Source organism: Azonexus hydrophilus DSM 23864 (assembly GCF_000429605.1).
GTDB lineage: Bacteria > Pseudomonadota > Gammaproteobacteria > Burkholderiales > Rhodocyclaceae > Azonexus > Azonexus hydrophilus.
The window spans coordinates 1-13,938 of record NZ_AUCE01000001.1; the positions used below are offsets into that span (position 1 = coordinate 1).

The following is a 13,938-nucleotide window of genomic DNA, read 5'->3' on the forward strand; positions in this document are numbered from 1 at the left end:
TGCCGTTCGACTTGCATGTGTAAGGCATGCCGCCAGCGTTCAATCTGAGCCAGGATCAAACTCTTCAGTTCAATCCAACAAACTCGCAAATTCACTGACGGTAGATTTCTCTACCTCGATGGATCTCTCCATCTTATTTAGTGCGTTTGCCTTAATACATTTCGTGGCCGAAACCACTGCATCAAGACACCCACACCTATCGGTTGTCCAAACTTTTAAAGAGCATCGCCGCGCCAAATCAACACATCAATTCGTCTGCAGCAGAGAAGCGAGATTATGTAACACTTCCTCACCTCCGTCAAGCACTTCAGCAAAATTTCTTTCACCTCACTGCTTCACTACATTCTCTGACTTCCGCTTACACCAACAACCTTCGCTGGTTGCGGGGGCAGGATTTGAACCTGCGACCTTCGGGTTATGAGCCCGACGAGCTGCCAGACTGCTCCACCCCGCGTCCGTCAGAGAGGCCGAATTATGCAGAGCTTCCGCCCCCTCGTCAACCCCTCGAAGCAAATTAATGGAATTTAATTCTCCAGCCACTCCAGCAGGGTTCTCCACTGTTCGACGTCCTTCTTATTGCGCGCCCGCGGCGGATCGAAGACTGTCGCCCCGGCAGCGGCTGCATTGACGTAGTTCTGTGTATTCCGGAGATAGGCAACGATGGGCAGGTCGAAATGTTTGAGGAACTCTTCCAGCATTGCCGCCGCCCTGGTGCGCGGATCAACACGCATCGCGACAATTGCGACCTTGGCGCGCTGGCCGCGGATTTCGCTACGAATGGAGTTGAGAAAGTCTTCCGTGGCCGCCATATCGAAGACCGAAGGCACCAGCGGAACAACGACTCGATCGACGGCGCGAATGTAATCGGTGAGTTTGTATCCCTGCAGCCCAGCCGGCGCATCGACAACGACCCAGTCGGCTTCGCGCGGCAGACTCAGGGATATCTGATTGCCGCCATAGTAGCCAGTCACCGCCGGCAGCGAGGGATCGCGAAAAGCCATCCAGCGCAATGCCGATTGCTGCCGGTCGAGATCACACAGCGTTGTCACCTTGCCCTGATTGGCAAAATGACCGGAGAGATTCGTCGCCAAGGTGGTCTTACCCGCCCCACCCTTGGGATTTGCCACGAGAACAGCCCGCATACCACCTCCCTCTATATTGGAGGTGCAATTATATTGCCGCACGCAAGGGCGTCATAGATGCATAGAATATGGACTTTGATTCGGCACACGCACCATGATCACAAAAGTAGCCAGCGAACGACAAGGCATCCAATCCATCGAGGTCGGCTTTCGCCTGCTCGACGTACTTGCCAAGAACAATCGATCAATGATGTTGCGCGACATCGCCAAGGGGGCTGGCATGCCTGCGGCCAAAGCACATCGCTACCTGGTCAGCTTCATGCGCATCGGTATCGTCGAGCAGGATGCCGGCACCGGCCGTTACGATCTCGGCGCCTACGCACTTGACCTTGGACTCTCCGGACTCGGCAGACTGGATCCGGTCAGATTGGCCGGCCCCGTGCTCGATTCGCTGTGCGAAACGATTCATGAAACTGTCGCACTGGCTGTCTGGGGAACACATGGGGCAACCATCGTCCGGATCGTGGATGCCGGCAGCCCGATCACGATTACCTTGCGCCCGGGCACAGTTCTCTCGCTCAGCCGCTCGGCCACCGGCCGCGCCTTTGCCGCATTCTATCGCTCGCCCTTCCTCAAGAAAATGATTGACGAGGAGTTGCATGAGCAGGCCCTGTCAAGCAAGACGGCCATTGGCACGTGCCGCCGACAACTGGAAAAGACGCTGACCGAAATCCGCGAGCGCGGACTTTCCCGCGCCACCGGAAGCCTGACCCCCGGCATCAACGGCTTCAGTGCGCCGGTATACGATCACAGCGAACGCATGGTCGCCGCCATCACTTCACTGGGTTCGGTCGGGGAGTTCGACGTGGAATGGGACAGCCCGACCGCCCGCGCCATGCAGCAGGCAGCCGCTGATCTGTCGCACCGACTTGGCTACGGCAGTATCAACAATGATGGTGCCCCCAGTCGGAATCGAACCAACACCTGATGATTACAAATCAACTGCACGACCTTCATGCTATGGGGGCTGAAGTCGGGCCGAGATTATAGCCGATCAGCACCCGAGGAAGGAAAAGAAGGTCTCCCCATTTGGGAGACCTTCTTTTTTCAGCGGTGACGCTTTCCGCTGGGATGGACGGACGGTTTGCCCGCACCACGCTGACCATTGCCCGCTCTTGCCCGGGAGTCATCCCGACGCGGCCCGCGCGGCGGTTGCGGCGGCCGCGGCTTGGCCACCGCCGATTGTTCGAAGCCTTCGATGGCAACACGATCCAGCGTCCGCTTGATCAGCTTCTCGATGTCCTTTAGCTGAGCCCGCTCATCGTGGCAGACCAGCGAGATCGCCTCGCCGACCATGCCGGCGCGACCGGTACGGCCGATGCGGTGGACGTAGTCCTCGGGCACGTTGGGCAGCTCGTAATTGATCACGTAGGGCAGTGCGTCGATGTCGATGCCGCGCGCCGCGATGTCGGTGGCGACCAGCGCGACCAGCTTGCCTTCCTTGAACTCGGAAAGGACGCGGGTGCGCGCCCCTTGCGATTTGTCGCCATGGATTGCCGCCGCCTTGATGCCGGCCTTGTCCAGCGTCCGCGCCAGCGCGTCGGCGCCGTGCTTGGTCCGGGCGAAGACCAGCACCTGGTGCCAACCATGCGTCTGGAACAGGTGGCAGAGCAGCTCCTTCTTGCGCTCGCGGTCGGTCTCGATGACTTTCTGGGTCACCGTCTCGGCCGCCGTGTTACGCGGCGCGACGTCGACCGACACCGGCTGGTTGAGCAGGCCGGCGGCGAGTTCGCGGATTTCCGGCGAAAAGGTCGCCGAGAACAGCAGGTTCTGCCGTTGCTTGGGTAGCAGCGCGATGATCTTGCGGATGTCGCGAATGAAGCCCATGTCGAGCATGCGATCAGCTTCGTCGAGGACGAAGATCTCGATCGCCGACAGATCAACCGTCTTCTGCTGAACGTGGTCGAGCAGTCGCCCCGGTGTTGCCACCAGGATGTCCACGCCGCGGCGCAGATTGGCGATCTGGGGGTTGATGCCGACGCCGCCGAAGACGGCCAGCGAATTGATCGGCAGGTGTTTGCCGTAGGTGCGCACGCTTTCCTCGACCTGGATCGCCAGTTCGCGGGTCGGCGTCAGCACCAGCACGCGCGGCGTCTTGGCGATGCGCGTCAGGCGGTCATTGGCAACACCGGCCAGGCGGTGCAGGATGGGTAGCGTGAAGCCGGCGGTCTTGCCGGTGCCGGTCTGTGCCGTCGCCATCAGGTCATGGCCGGCGAGCACGGCGGGAATCGCCTGCTGCTGGATCGGCGTCGGCGTGTCGTAGCCTTGTTCGGCAACGGCACGCTGGATTTCGGCCTTCAGGCCGAGTTCGGAAAAAAGCATGGACAGCTCCAAAGGCGGACGCCCGGCCACAGCCGGGTGCCCGCACGGAAAATCAGATCAGGGAAAGGCCGCGCTCGAGGTCGGCCTGCAGATCCTCGACCGCTTCCAGGCCGACCGCGATGCGCAGCAGGCCTTCGTTGATGCCGGCGGCGGCCCGGGCTTCCGGGGAAATGCGGCCGTGCGTGGTCGAGGCGGGATGGGTGATGGTGGTCTTCGTATCGCCGAGATTGGCGGTGATCGATAGCAGGTGGCAGTTATCCACCACCGTCCAGGCCTGCTCGCGGGCGCCCTTGACCTCGAAGGAGACGATGGCGCCACCACTGGCCTGCTGCGTCTGCGCCAGCGCGTATTGCGGGTGCGACGGCAGTCCCGGGTAGAAAACGCGGGCGACCTTGGGGTGCGCTTCCAGCCAGTGGGCCAGCCGTGCAGCATTGGCGGCCTGCGCCTCGATCCGGATCTTCAGCGTTTCCAGGCCCTTGAGCAGGACCCAAGCATTGAACGCCGACAGCGTCGGCCCGGCGGTACGCAGGTACTTGAAAACTTCCTCGGTCAGTTTCTTCGGACCGCAGACGGCGCCGCCGAGGACGCGCCCCTGGCCGTCGATGTACTTGGTCGCCGAATGGACGACGAGGTCAGCGCCCATCTCCAGCGGCTTCTGCAGGATAGGCGTGCAGAAGCAGTTATCGACCGCAACCAGGATGCCGCGCGCGTGAGCGATTGCACTCAGCGCCCGGATATCGGCGATTTCGGTCAGCGGATTCGACGGTGTTTCCAGGAAGAACAGCCTGGTTTCCGGGCGGATCGCCGCTTCCCAGGCCGCCGGGTCGGTATGCGAGACGAAGGTGGTGGTGATGCCGGTGCGCGACAGGATGTTGTTGAACAGCTGCACGGTGGCGCCGAACAGGCTGTTTGAGGCGACGATGTGGTCGCCCTGCTTGAGGTGCGCCAGGCACAGCGCCATGATCGCCGCCATGCCGCTGGCGGTGGCAACGCAATCCTCGGCGCCTTCGAGTGCCGCCAGACGTTCCTCGAACATGGTCACGGTCGGATTCGAGAAACGCGCGTAGACGTTGCCTTCCTCTTCGCCGGAGAAGCGCTTCGCTGCCTGCGCGGCACTGCCGAAGACGAAGCTCGACGTCAGGTAAAGCGCTTCGGCATGCTCGCCGAACTGGCTACGCTCCTGGCCGGCGCGAACGGCCAGCGTTTCCGGACGGTAGTTCGGCAACCCAGCCATCATTCCTGCCCGCCGTTGGCCAGACCGAGCACCATCTGCTGCGATTCGCGGCCGTCGCCATCGTCTTCGTTCTTGTCGTCGCTCTTCGCAGGTTTCTTGCTGCGCTTGCCCTCGACGGCATCGAGATAATAGTCGTCGATATCGCCGGTGATGTAGCAACCGTCGAAGCAGGAGGCGTCGAACACGGTCAGGTCGGCGCGCAGCTTGGTGATCGATTGCTTGAGCGCCTCGATGTCCTGATAGACCAGCGCATCGGCGCCGATTTCGGCGGCGATCTGGGCGTCGCTGCGACCGGTGGCGATCAGTTCGGCACGCGTCGGCATGTCGATGCCGTAGACATTCGGGAAACGTACCGGCGGCGCAGCGGAAGCGAAATAGACCTTGACCGCACCGGCCGCTCGCGCCATCTCGACGATCTCGCGGCTGGTCGTGCCACGGACGATGGAATCGTCAACCAACAGCACGCGCTTGCCCTTGAACTCCTGGCCGACGGTGTTCAGCTTCTGGCGCACCGATTTCTTGCGCATCGCCTGGCCAGGCATGATGAAGGTGCGGCCCACGTAGCGGTTCTTGACGAAGCCTTCGCGGAACGGAATGTTCAGCACATGCGCCAACTGCATGGCCGAGGGACGGCTGGAATCGGGAATCGGAATGACGACGTCGATCTCGTCCACCGGAATCGCCGTCCTGACCTTCTCGGCCAGCAATTCGCCCATCGCCAGACGGGCTTCGTAGACCGGCACGCGGTCGATCACGGTGTCCGGCCGGGCCAGATAGACGTACTCGAAAATGCACGGCGCGTACATCGGCTGCTGGGCGCATTGGCGGGTGTGCAACTGGTGATTGAGGTCGATGAACACCGCCTCGCCCGGCTCGATGTCGCGGATGGTCTGGAAACCCAGGGTATCCAGCGCCACCGACTCGGAGGCAACCAGGTACTCGGTGCCTTCCGGGGTTTCGTTCTGACCGTAGATCAACGGACGGATACCGTGCGGGTCGCGGAACGCGAGCAGCCCATAGCCGGCGATGATAGCGACAACGGCGTAGGCGCCGCGGCATCGGCGATGGACACCGGCCACCGCCTGGAAAATGCTGTCCACATCCAGTTCATAACCGTGTGCCGCCGACTGCAGTTCATGCGCCAGCACGTTGAGCAGGACTTCGGAATCGGAATTGGTATTGATGTGTCGGCGATCAAGGCGGAACATCTCCTCCTTCAACTGCTCGGCGTTGGTCAGGTTACCGTTGTGACCGAGCACGATGCCAAACGGCGAATTGACGTAGAAAGGCTGCGCCTCGGCAAAGTTGTAGGCTGAGCCGGCGGTCGGGTAGCGGACGTGGCCGATACCGCAGTTACCCGGCAGCGCCCGCATGTTGCGGGTGCGGAAAACGTCGCGCACCAGCCCCGGCCCCTTGTGCAGGTGGAAGGTATTGCCTTCCGCCGTGGCAATACCGGCCGCATCCTGACCGCGGTGCTGCAGCACCATGAGTCCGTCGTACAGCAATTGATTGACCGGAGTAGTGGCCAAGACGCCGAGAATCCCGCACATGATATTTTCCTGATTAACTGAATCGAATACGTTTGGCCAGATCGTGTGGCAACATCGGTTTCATCGCCAGCACAGCCGTTTCCAGTGGCGGCGCCAGCGCCGCGCCGCGCCACCAAGGCTGGCTTGGTGCGGCCGTCATGCCACCGAGCGCCACCAGCAGCAGGGTCACCAACAGGCCCCGTGCCAGACCGAAGAACATGCCCAGCAGGCGGTCGGAGACCGACAGCCCCAAAGCTTTCACTGCCTTGAGGATGAGCAGGCGGACAATCGCCATCGCCACCAGCACGCCGACAAAGATCAGCGTACAACCGATCAGCGCGCGCACTGTCGGATCCTCGATCCCGCCCGGCAGCATCGCGCCGAGTTCGGGGCCAAAACTGAATGCTGCATAAATGCCCAGGCCCCAGGCCAGCAAGGCGATGACCTCGCTGACCATGCCTCGCCACAGGCCGAAGCCCAAGGAAAGCAGGACAATGGTCACGGCAATGTAATCGAACAGGGTCATGGCTTGGGTGCAATGACACCGGAAACGCCAATACGTTTCATCTTTTCCAGTGCCTTTTCAGCCGCATCGCGGCTCGGGAAGGGGCCGGCGCGCACGCGGATCTTCTTGCCCTGCGGCGAATCAAGCGGCTCGGTGAAGGTCTTGATACCCTGCTCGCCGAGCTTCTTGCGCAAATTATCGACATTGGCCTGGTTGGCAAAGGCACCGATCAGGATCAGATGCGGCGCCCCGGCCGCTGCCGCTGCAGGAGCTGGCGCCGGTGACTGTCCGGCAAGGATCGCCGCTGCCCGGCGGGCCTCGTCGTTGGCCGCCGCGCTGGGCGCTTCAGGCTTTTTCTCGGCCACCGGTTTTTCCGGCGCTTTGACCACCGGCTTATCGGCAGGCTTGGCCGGTGCCGGCGGGACCACCGCAGGCACCGGGGCCGGCGCAGGTGGCGGACTGGCTTCGACGACGCGGGCTGCCGGTGCGGCGGGCGCCTCACTCGTCGGCACGGGTTTTTCAGGCGGGCTTTCGACCGGCACGGCGACCATCGCCGGCGCGAACGGTTTGTCGTCCTGGCCGGGAATGCGGATTTCGACGTCCTGTACGGGTGGCCGCGGATCGTGATCCATCAGCATCGGCAATACCAGGGCGACGAGCGAGACGAAGAAGACGGCACCGACCAGGCGGCGGCGGGCGCGTTTCTTGAGCTGCAACTGAACGTCGTTGTCTTCCATCAATCAGGCTTTCCTGCCCAGCGCTTCGAGTGCGCCGGCCACCGTGTAGAACGATCCGAAGGCGAGGATTCTATCACTTTCCCCGGCTGCCTCCCGGGCCGCCCGCATCGCCTCGGCCGGCGTGTCGTGGCAGACGATCTCGCCGCCGACCCCGGCATCGCGCACGATCTGCGCCAGCGCCGCGGCGGTCGTGCCGCGCGGCCCCGGCAGGCTGGCCAGATGCCAGACGTCGACGCGATCCTTGAGCGGCGCCAGGGCGCCGGCGATGTCCTTGTCGGCGAGCATGCCGAGTACCGCCCGGGTGCGGTCGAAAAAACCCATGTTCGAGAGGTTGTCGGCGAGCACCTTGACCGCCTGCGGATTGTGGCCAACGTCGAGGACGATTGCCGGCTTGCCGGGAACGACCTGGAAGCGCCCGCTCAATTCGGTTTCGATCAAGCCCGGGCGGATCGCCTGCATGGTTACCGGTAGCTGGTCGGCAATGGCTTCCAGCGCCGCCAGCGCGACGCTGGCGTTGAACAACTGGGTCGGCCCGCGCAGCCCCGGGTAGGCCAGCGAGCGGCGCACGATCTGCGCGCCGCTACGGCACCACCAGCGCCACTGCAGGCGGTTTTCGGCGGCCTCGGCGCCAGGGCGTTCGAAACCGAAGTCGCGGCCGACCAGGCGCAGGTCGGCACCAATCGCCGCGGCGTGGTCGAGCAGGCGTTGCGGCGGCTGCGGGTCGGCGCACAGCGCCGGTTTGCCGGCGCGGAAGATGCCGGCCTTCTCGAAGCCGATCGATTCGCGATCCGGCCCCAGCCAGTCGGTATGGTCGAGCGCCACGGTGGTGACGATGGAAACATCCGGTTCATAGGCGTTGACCGCATCAAGACGACCACCGAGACCGACTTCGAGGACTGCCGCCTCGACACCGGCAGCGGCGAAGACTTCCCAGGCGGCGAGCGTGCCGAATTCGAAATAGGTCAGGGCGACGCCGGTCGCCAGTCGCGCCGCCTCGACCTTGGCGAAGGCGGTGCACAGTGCGGCGTCGTCGACCGGCACGCCGTTCAGACGGACGCGCTCGTTGTAGGCGAGGATGTGCGGCGAGGTGTAGCAGCCGACCTTGTAGCCGGCGCGGTCGATGATGTTCTCGAGGTAGGCGCAGGTCGAGCCCTTGCCGTTGGTGCCGCCGACGACGATCACCGGGCAGTGCTGGACCTGGCCGAGCGCCGCCTTGACCTGGCGGATGCGTTCCAGGCCGAGCTCGATGCCGGCCTGCCCCTTCGGATGCAGGCCTTCGAGATGGACCAGCCAGTCGGCGAGAGTCTTCAAGCGGCGGCCGGCTGGTTGAGCAGCAGCGCCAGCGTCCGCGCGACCTGGTCGCGCATTTCGCGGCGATCGACGATCATGTCGATGGCGCCCTTGTCGAGCAGGAACTCGGCACGCTGGAAGCCTTCCGGCAGCTTCTCGCGCACCGTCTGCTCGATGACGCGCGGGCCGGCGAAGCCGATCAGCGCATTCGGCTCGGCGATGACGACGTCGCCGACGAAGGCGAACGAGGCCGAGACGCCGCCCATGGTCGGGTCGGTCAGGATCGAGATGAAGGGCTGGCCGACCTGCGACAGACGGGTCAGCGCCGCCGTCGTCTTGGCCATCTGCATCAGCGAGAACAGACCTTCCTGCATGCGCGCACCGCCGGAAGCGGCAACGCAGATGAACGGCGTCTTCTGCTCGATCGCGACGTTGACCCCGCGCACGAAACGCTCGCCGAGCACCGAACCCATCGAACCGCCCATGAAGTCGAATTCAAAGGCAGCGGCAACCGCCGGAATGTTCTTGATCGCGCCCTGCATGACCACCAGCGAATCGCTTTCGCCGGTATCGCGGTTGGCATCCATCAGGCGATCCGGGTACTTTTTCGAATCCTTGAACTTGAGGCTGTCCACCGGCACCACCTCGGCACCGATCTCGAAGCGGCCTTCCGGATCGAGCAGCAGGTCCAGACGCTGGCGGGCGTTGATGCGATGGTGATGGCCGCACTTCGGGCAGACCTGCAGGTTGTTCTGCAGATCGGTCGCGTAGAGCACCGCCTCGCAGGCCGGGCACTTGCTCCACAGGCCTTCGGGCAGATTGCCGCGGCGCTGCTGGGCGCCCTGTTCGCGCTTGATCTTCGGGGGTAGCAGTTTGGTCAGCCAGCTCATTTTTTCACCTCATCCACACCGCGACGGATCTCGGCAACCAGCGCCTTGACGTTGGCGCAGGCCGAACTGTTGTCACCGTTCGCGGTTGATTTCTCGATTTCTTCGATAATCCGGCTGCCGACAACGACGGCATCGGCAAACGCGGCGATGCGCGCGGCGGTCGCCGCGTCACGGATGCCGAAGCCGACACCGACCGGCAGACCGGTCTGTTCACGGATCAGCGGCAGCTTCTGCGCCACCGCCTCCACATTCAGCGCGCCGGAACCGGTCACGCCGGCCAGCGACACGTAATAGACATAACCACTGGCGATCTTCGCCGTGTGGGCGATGCGCTCGGCGCTGGAAGTCGGCGCGATCAGGAAGATCGGATCCATGCCCTGCGCCTTCATCGCCGCGCCGAATTTCTCCGCCTCTTCCGGCGGATAATCGACCACCAGCACGCCATCGACGCCCGATTGCGCGGCCTTCTCGGCGAACGTCGTCAGGCCCATGGCTTCGATCGGATTGGCGTAGCCCATCAGCACCACCGGCGTCTTATCGTCCTCGGTACGGAAGCGGGTCACCAGTTGCAGTACCTTGCGCAGGCTCATGCCCTTGGCCAGCGCCCGCTCGGACGCGCGCTGGATGGTCGGGCCGTCGGCCATCGGGTCGGAGAAGGGCACCCCCAGCTCGATGATGTCGGCGCCGGCTTCGACCAGGGCGTGCATCAGCGGCACGGTCAGGTCGGCATCGGGATCGCCGGCGGTGATGAAGGGAATCAGTGCCTTGCGGCCCTCGCCATTGAGGCGTGCGAAAGTTTTTTGGATGCGCGACATCAGACGGACTCCTGCCGGGCCGCCCCAAAGGAGGCCAGCGCCCCCTCGGGGGGCAGCGAATGAAATGAGCGTGGGGGCATCAAAACACGATCCCCGACTTCTCGGCCACGGTGTGCATGTCCTTGTCACCCCGGCCGGAGAGGTTGACCAGCAGAATCTTGTCCTTGGCCAGTGTCGGCGCCAGCTTCATCGCGTAGGCGATGGCGTGGCTGGACTCCAGCGCCGGGATGATGCCTTCCAGGCGGCACAGGTCGTGGAAGGCCTTGAGCGCCTCGCCGTCCTTGATCGGCTGGTATTCGGCGCGACCGATGTCCTTCAGCCAGGCGTGTTCCGGGCCGACACCGGGATAGTCGAGGCCGGCGGAAACCGAGTGCGTCTCGATGATCTGGCCGTCCTCGTTCTGCAGCAGGTAGGTGCGGTTGCCGTGCAGCACGCCGGGGACGCCGGCGGTCAGCGAAGCGGCGTGCATGCCGGTCTCGATGCCGGAACCGGCGGCTTCGACACCGATCAGGCGGACATCCGGCACGTCGATGTAGGGGTAGAAGATGCCCATCGCGTTGGAACCGCCACCGACCGCAGCGATCACCGCATCGGGCTGGCGCCCGGCCATTTCCGGCATCTGTTCGAGGCATTCCTCGCCGATGATCTTCTGGAAGTCGCGCACCAGCATGGGATACGGGTGCGGACCGGCGACCGTGCCGATGATGTAGAAGGTGTTGTGGATGTTGGTGACCCAGTCGCGCATCGCTTCGTTGAGCGCGTCCTTCAGCGTCTTCGAGCCGGACTCGACGGGTACCACGGTGGCGCCGAGCAGCTTCATGCGATAGACGTTGGCCGCCTGGCGACGCACATCCTCGCTGCCCATGTAGACGACGCACTCGAAACCGTAGCGGGCGGCAACCGTCGCCGTGGCGACGCCGTGCTGGCCAGCGCCGGTTTCGGCGATGACGCGCGGCTTGCCCATGCGCTTGGCCAGCAAGGCCTGGCCGATGCAGTTGTTCACCTTGTGCGCGCCGGTATGGTTCAGATCCTCGCGCTTCAAGTAAATCTGGGCGCCACCGCAGACCTCGGACAGGCGCTTGGCGTGATAGATCGGTGACGGACGGCCGACGAAATGCTTGAGCTCGTAATCGTACTCGGCGCGGAAGGCCGGGTCGGCCTGGGCCGCAGCGTAGGCGGCCTTCAGCTCATCGAGCGCGCCGAACAGCGTTTCGGCAACGAAGACGCCGCCGTAGGGGCCGAAATGGCCGCTGGCGTCGGGAAAATTGTATTGCGATTGGGACATGGCGAAACTCCTGGAAAATGGGTGAACGGGAACCGGCGAAGATCCCGTTTCAGGGATGGTTCGCCAGGTGACGCCGCCAACAGGTTCGGGTGATACCGCCCACCGATTTCCGCATGATTTTCCTAAACTTCGCCGATCGCCGCATCGGCTGCCCGAACGGCAGCAACAAAAGCGGCGATCTTGTCGTGATCCTTGATCCCCTTGCCCGCTTCGACACCCGACGAGACATCGACCGCCACCGGTCGCACCCGACGGATCGCGTCGCCGACATTGTCCGCGTGCAGCCCGCCGGAAAGCACCAGATGCCCCGGCAGGCCCGGCGGAACCAGCGTCCAGTCGAACACGTGACCGCCACCACCATAGCCTTCGACAAAAGCATCGAGCAACAAACCGCGCGCATCGGAATACGAGCGCGCGAATTCTACCAGATCGAGCCCCGGCCTCACGCGCGCCGCTCGCAGCCAGGGTCTGGCGAAGCTGCGGCAGAACGCCGGCGCCTCGTCGCCGTGAAATTGGAGCAAATTGAGCGGCACTGCGGCGCAGGTCGCCCCGATTTCCTCAGCCGAGGCATTGACGAACAAGCCGACCACATCGACGAAGGGCGGCACCCGGCGCGCCAGTTCGGCGGCCCGTTCCGGCGTCACGTAACGCGGACTGGGCGAGTAGAAGACGAAACCGATGGCGTCGGCACCGGCGGCGACGGCGGCATCCACGTCAGCTTCGCGGGTCAGGCCACAGATCTTGATGCGGGTTTTCATGTCAGCAATCCATCGAGAAAATCATCGGCCGGTTCGGGCAGCCCCCATTCCGGCGCATAAACCGGACCGCGAAAATACAGGCCGTCCGGCGAGAAAGTCGGTGCCGCCTGCGTCCGGTCGCGCATCTGCAGCAGCGCATCGACCCAGTCCGGCGACTGCGCGCCTTTACCGACATGAACCAGCGTGCCGACCAGATTGCGCACCATGTGGTGCAGGAAGGCCGAGGCGGCAAAATCGAAGACGAACATTGCCCCGTGCTGGCGGACGCTGGCGCCGATCATCAATTTGACCGGCGACTTGGCCTGGCATTGCGCCGCCCGGAAGGCCGAAAAATCGTGCTCGCCAAGCAGTCGACTGCAAGCATCCTGCATCGCCGCCAGGTCGAGCGGCAGGTGGAACCAGCCGACCCGTCCCTGCCACAGGCCAGGCCGCTGCGGCCGGTTGAGCAGCAAGTAGCGGTAGCGCCGGCCGTGGGCGCTGAAGCGAGCATGGAATTCATCGCTCACCGGCTGCGCCCAGCGCACCGCGACACCGTCCGGCAGATGCGTATTGACGCCGCGCACCCAGGCCGTCAGCGGTCGCTCGACCGGCGCGTCGAAATGCACGACCTGCTGCGTCGCATGCACGCCGGCATCGGTGCGGCCGGCACACAAGGTCGCCACCGGCTGGCCGGCGATCTTCGCCAGGGCAGCCTCCAGCGCATCCTGCACGGTGCCGCCGCCGGCCTGACTCTGCCAGCCGTGAAAGGGCGAACCGAAGTACTCGACGCCGAGCGCAATCCTCACCACGCCATCACCCCCAGCAAGGCCAGTGTCGACACCAGCACCAGCAGGCTGTCACGTCTCAGCCATGCCTGCGTCTGCAAACTCAGCACATTCGGGCCGTCGTGCATCTCACCGCCAGCCGACAACACTTTGCGCCAGGCACCTTTTTCCTGTGCCTGCTGCAGGCGCTCCAGGACCAGCGACAGCCGAACGACCAGGCGTTCGCCGTCGAAGCCCAGACGCGAGGCCGGCAACAGCAGCCCTGCCAGACCGGCCAGCAGCCCTTCCCGCCCCAGGCGCGAGAAGAGGCACGACAGGCAACCGAGCATCACGATCAGGCGCAAGGCATGGACATTGGCCTCGGCCATACCCTCGTAGGTCGGCGCCCAGGCGATATCGGCATAGGCTTCCCCTGGCGTGTGATAGGCCAGGATCAGCCACAGGCTGAGCAACAACCAGCGGGCACGTCGGGTAAATGCAAACCACGGGCGGGCGACCCCGGGGATCAGCAGCAGGCAGGCGGAAATCAGCAGCAGGCCGGGATAAGCCAGATACTGAACCGCGAGCACGGCGGCAAACCACAGGAAGACAGCAGCAGAGGGATGCAGGGTATACGACTCCATAAATGCGAACGGCCCCTTGCGGGGCCGTTTGCCAGGCGCAATCA

At 64.0% G+C, this 13,938-nt stretch carries 14 protein-coding genes, 2 tRNA genes and 1 rRNA gene; 1 reads left to right on the forward strand and 16 read right to left on the reverse strand.

Features of this window, described 5'->3' with window-relative positions:
• The 3 genes from G471_RS0100005 to G471_RS0100015 form a co-directional block, all read right to left on the reverse strand.
• Positions 1 to 71, reverse strand: a 16S ribosomal RNA gene (locus G471_RS0100005); the annotation flags it as partial.
• Between the two features lie 306 nt (positions 72 to 377).
• Positions 378 to 454, reverse strand: a tRNA-Met gene (locus G471_RS0100010).
• A 70-nt stretch (positions 455 to 524) separates the two neighbouring features.
• The gene (locus tag G471_RS0100015; RefSeq protein ID WP_028993494.1) at positions 525 to 1,142 is read right to left on the reverse strand and encodes a nucleotide-binding protein; all 618 of its coding nucleotides are present in this window, start codon (positions 1,140 to 1,142) and stop codon (positions 525 to 527) included.
• 94 nt (positions 1,143 to 1,236) lie between these two features.
• Between G471_RS0100015 and G471_RS18110 the strand changes: the two genes are divergently transcribed.
• Entirely contained in the window at positions 1,237 to 2,070 is an 834-nt protein-coding gene (locus G471_RS18110; RefSeq protein ID WP_051295186.1) for an IclR family transcriptional regulator, read from the forward strand.
• On the opposite strand, the gene G471_RS0100025 is transcribed toward G471_RS18110, so the two are convergent.
• The 13 genes from G471_RS0100025 to G471_RS0100085 all read right to left on the reverse strand — a co-directional run bounded on the left by G471_RS0100025 (position 2,037) and on the right by G471_RS0100085 (position 13,894).
• A tRNA-Thr gene (locus tag G471_RS0100025) sits at positions 2,037 to 2,110 on the reverse strand. The genes G471_RS18110 and G471_RS0100025 overlap by 34 nt on opposite strands.
• Before the next feature lie 79 nt (positions 2,111 to 2,189).
• Positions 2,190 to 3,464, reverse strand: coding sequence for a DEAD/DEAH box helicase (locus tag G471_RS16220; RefSeq protein ID WP_081700047.1), 1,275 nt, complete (start codon positions 3,462 to 3,464; stop codon positions 2,190 to 2,192).
• Positions 3,465 to 3,516: 52 nt separating this feature from the next.
• Positions 3,517 to 4,698, reverse strand: coding sequence for an O-succinylhomoserine sulfhydrylase (locus G471_RS0100035; RefSeq protein ID WP_088177937.1), 1,182 nt, complete (start codon positions 4,696 to 4,698; stop codon positions 3,517 to 3,519).
• Entirely contained in the window at positions 4,698 to 6,248 is a 1,551-nt protein-coding gene (purF, locus tag G471_RS0100040; protein ID WP_028993497.1) for an amidophosphoribosyltransferase, read from the reverse strand. The genes G471_RS0100035 and purF overlap by 1 nt, the downstream gene beginning before the upstream one ends.
• Before the next feature lie 13 nt (positions 6,249 to 6,261).
• Positions 6,262 to 6,753, reverse strand: coding sequence for a CvpA family protein (locus G471_RS0100045; RefSeq protein WP_028993498.1), 492 nt, complete (start codon positions 6,751 to 6,753; stop codon positions 6,262 to 6,264).
• Positions 6,750 to 7,469 (reverse strand): SPOR domain-containing protein, encoded by a 720-nt coding sequence (locus G471_RS0100050; RefSeq protein ID WP_028993499.1) that lies wholly within the window; start codon positions 7,467 to 7,469, stop codon positions 6,750 to 6,752. The genes G471_RS0100045 and G471_RS0100050 overlap by 4 nt, the downstream gene beginning before the upstream one ends.
• A 3-nt stretch (positions 7,470 to 7,472) precedes the next feature.
• Positions 7,473 to 8,780 carry a bifunctional tetrahydrofolate synthase/dihydrofolate synthase gene (gene folC / locus G471_RS0100055; RefSeq protein WP_028993500.1) on the reverse strand — a complete coding sequence of 436 codons (1,308 nt, stop codon included), beginning with the start codon at positions 8,778 to 8,780 and terminating at the stop codon, positions 7,473 to 7,475.
• Positions 8,777 to 9,649, reverse strand: coding sequence for an acetyl-CoA carboxylase, carboxyltransferase subunit beta (gene accD / locus G471_RS0100060; RefSeq protein WP_028993501.1), 873 nt, complete (start codon positions 9,647 to 9,649; stop codon positions 8,777 to 8,779). The genes folC and accD overlap by 4 nt, the downstream gene beginning before the upstream one ends.
• A complete protein-coding gene (gene trpA / locus G471_RS0100065) occupies positions 9,646 to 10,464 on the reverse strand; it encodes a tryptophan synthase subunit alpha (RefSeq protein ID WP_028993502.1) in 819 nt (272 codons plus the stop codon). The genes accD and trpA overlap by 4 nt, the downstream gene beginning before the upstream one ends.
• A gap of 79 nt (positions 10,465 to 10,543) precedes the next feature.
• Positions 10,544 to 11,749 (reverse strand): tryptophan synthase subunit beta, encoded by a 1,206-nt coding sequence (trpB, locus tag G471_RS0100070; protein ID WP_028993503.1) that lies wholly within the window; start codon positions 11,747 to 11,749, stop codon positions 10,544 to 10,546.
• 122 nt (positions 11,750 to 11,871) lie between these two features.
• Entirely contained in the window at positions 11,872 to 12,507 is a 636-nt protein-coding gene (locus tag G471_RS0100075) for a phosphoribosylanthranilate isomerase (protein WP_028993504.1), read from the reverse strand.
• Entirely contained in the window at positions 12,504 to 13,292 is a 789-nt protein-coding gene (gene truA / locus G471_RS0100080) for a tRNA pseudouridine(38-40) synthase TruA (protein ID WP_028993505.1), read from the reverse strand. The genes G471_RS0100075 and truA overlap by 4 nt, the downstream gene beginning before the upstream one ends.
• Positions 13,289 to 13,894, reverse strand: coding sequence for a CbiQ family ECF transporter T component (locus G471_RS0100085; RefSeq protein ID WP_028993506.1), 606 nt, complete (start codon positions 13,892 to 13,894; stop codon positions 13,289 to 13,291). The genes truA and G471_RS0100085 overlap by 4 nt, the downstream gene beginning before the upstream one ends.
• Between the last annotated feature and the right edge of the window lie 44 nt (positions 13,895 to 13,938).

What these genes read in the sequence shown, in the direction of transcription:
- G471_RS0100015 (WP_028993494.1), bottom strand. Translation starts at nt 1,142, where the DNA reads ATGCGGGCTGTTCTCGTGGCAAATCCCAAGGGTGGGGCGGGTAAGACC.
- G471_RS18110 (WP_051295186.1), top strand. Translation starts at nt 1,237, where the DNA reads ATGATCACAAAAGTAGCCAGCGAACGACAAGGCATCCAATCCATCGAG.
- G471_RS16220 (WP_081700047.1), bottom strand. Translation starts at nt 3,464, where the DNA reads ATGCTTTTTTCCGAACTCGGCCTGAAGGCCGAAATCCAGCGTGCCGTT.
- G471_RS0100035 (WP_088177937.1), bottom strand. Translation starts at nt 4,698, where the DNA reads ATGGCTGGGTTGCCGAACTACCGTCCGGAAACGCTGGCCGTTCGCGCC.
- purF (WP_028993497.1), bottom strand. Translation starts at nt 6,248, where the DNA reads ATGTGCGGGATTCTCGGCGTCTTGGCCACTACTCCGGTCAATCAATTG.
- G471_RS0100045 (WP_028993498.1), bottom strand. Translation starts at nt 6,753, where the DNA reads ATGACCCTGTTCGATTACATTGCCGTGACCATTGTCCTGCTTTCCTTG.
- G471_RS0100050 (WP_028993499.1), bottom strand. Translation starts at nt 7,469, where the DNA reads ATGGAAGACAACGACGTTCAGTTGCAGCTCAAGAAACGCGCCCGCCGC.
- accD (WP_028993501.1), bottom strand. Translation starts at nt 9,649, where the DNA reads ATGAGCTGGCTGACCAAACTGCTACCCCCGAAGATCAAGCGCGAACAG.
- trpA (WP_028993502.1), bottom strand. Translation starts at nt 10,464, where the DNA reads ATGTCGCGCATCCAAAAAACTTTCGCACGCCTCAATGGCGAGGGCCGC.
- trpB (WP_028993503.1), bottom strand. Translation starts at nt 11,749, where the DNA reads ATGTCCCAATCGCAATACAATTTTCCCGACGCCAGCGGCCATTTCGGC.
- G471_RS0100075 (WP_028993504.1), bottom strand. Translation starts at nt 12,507, where the DNA reads ATGAAAACCCGCATCAAGATCTGTGGCCTGACCCGCGAAGCTGACGTG.
- G471_RS0100085 (WP_028993506.1), bottom strand. Translation starts at nt 13,894, where the DNA reads ATGGAGTCGTATACCCTGCATCCCTCTGCTGCTGTCTTCCTGTGGTTT.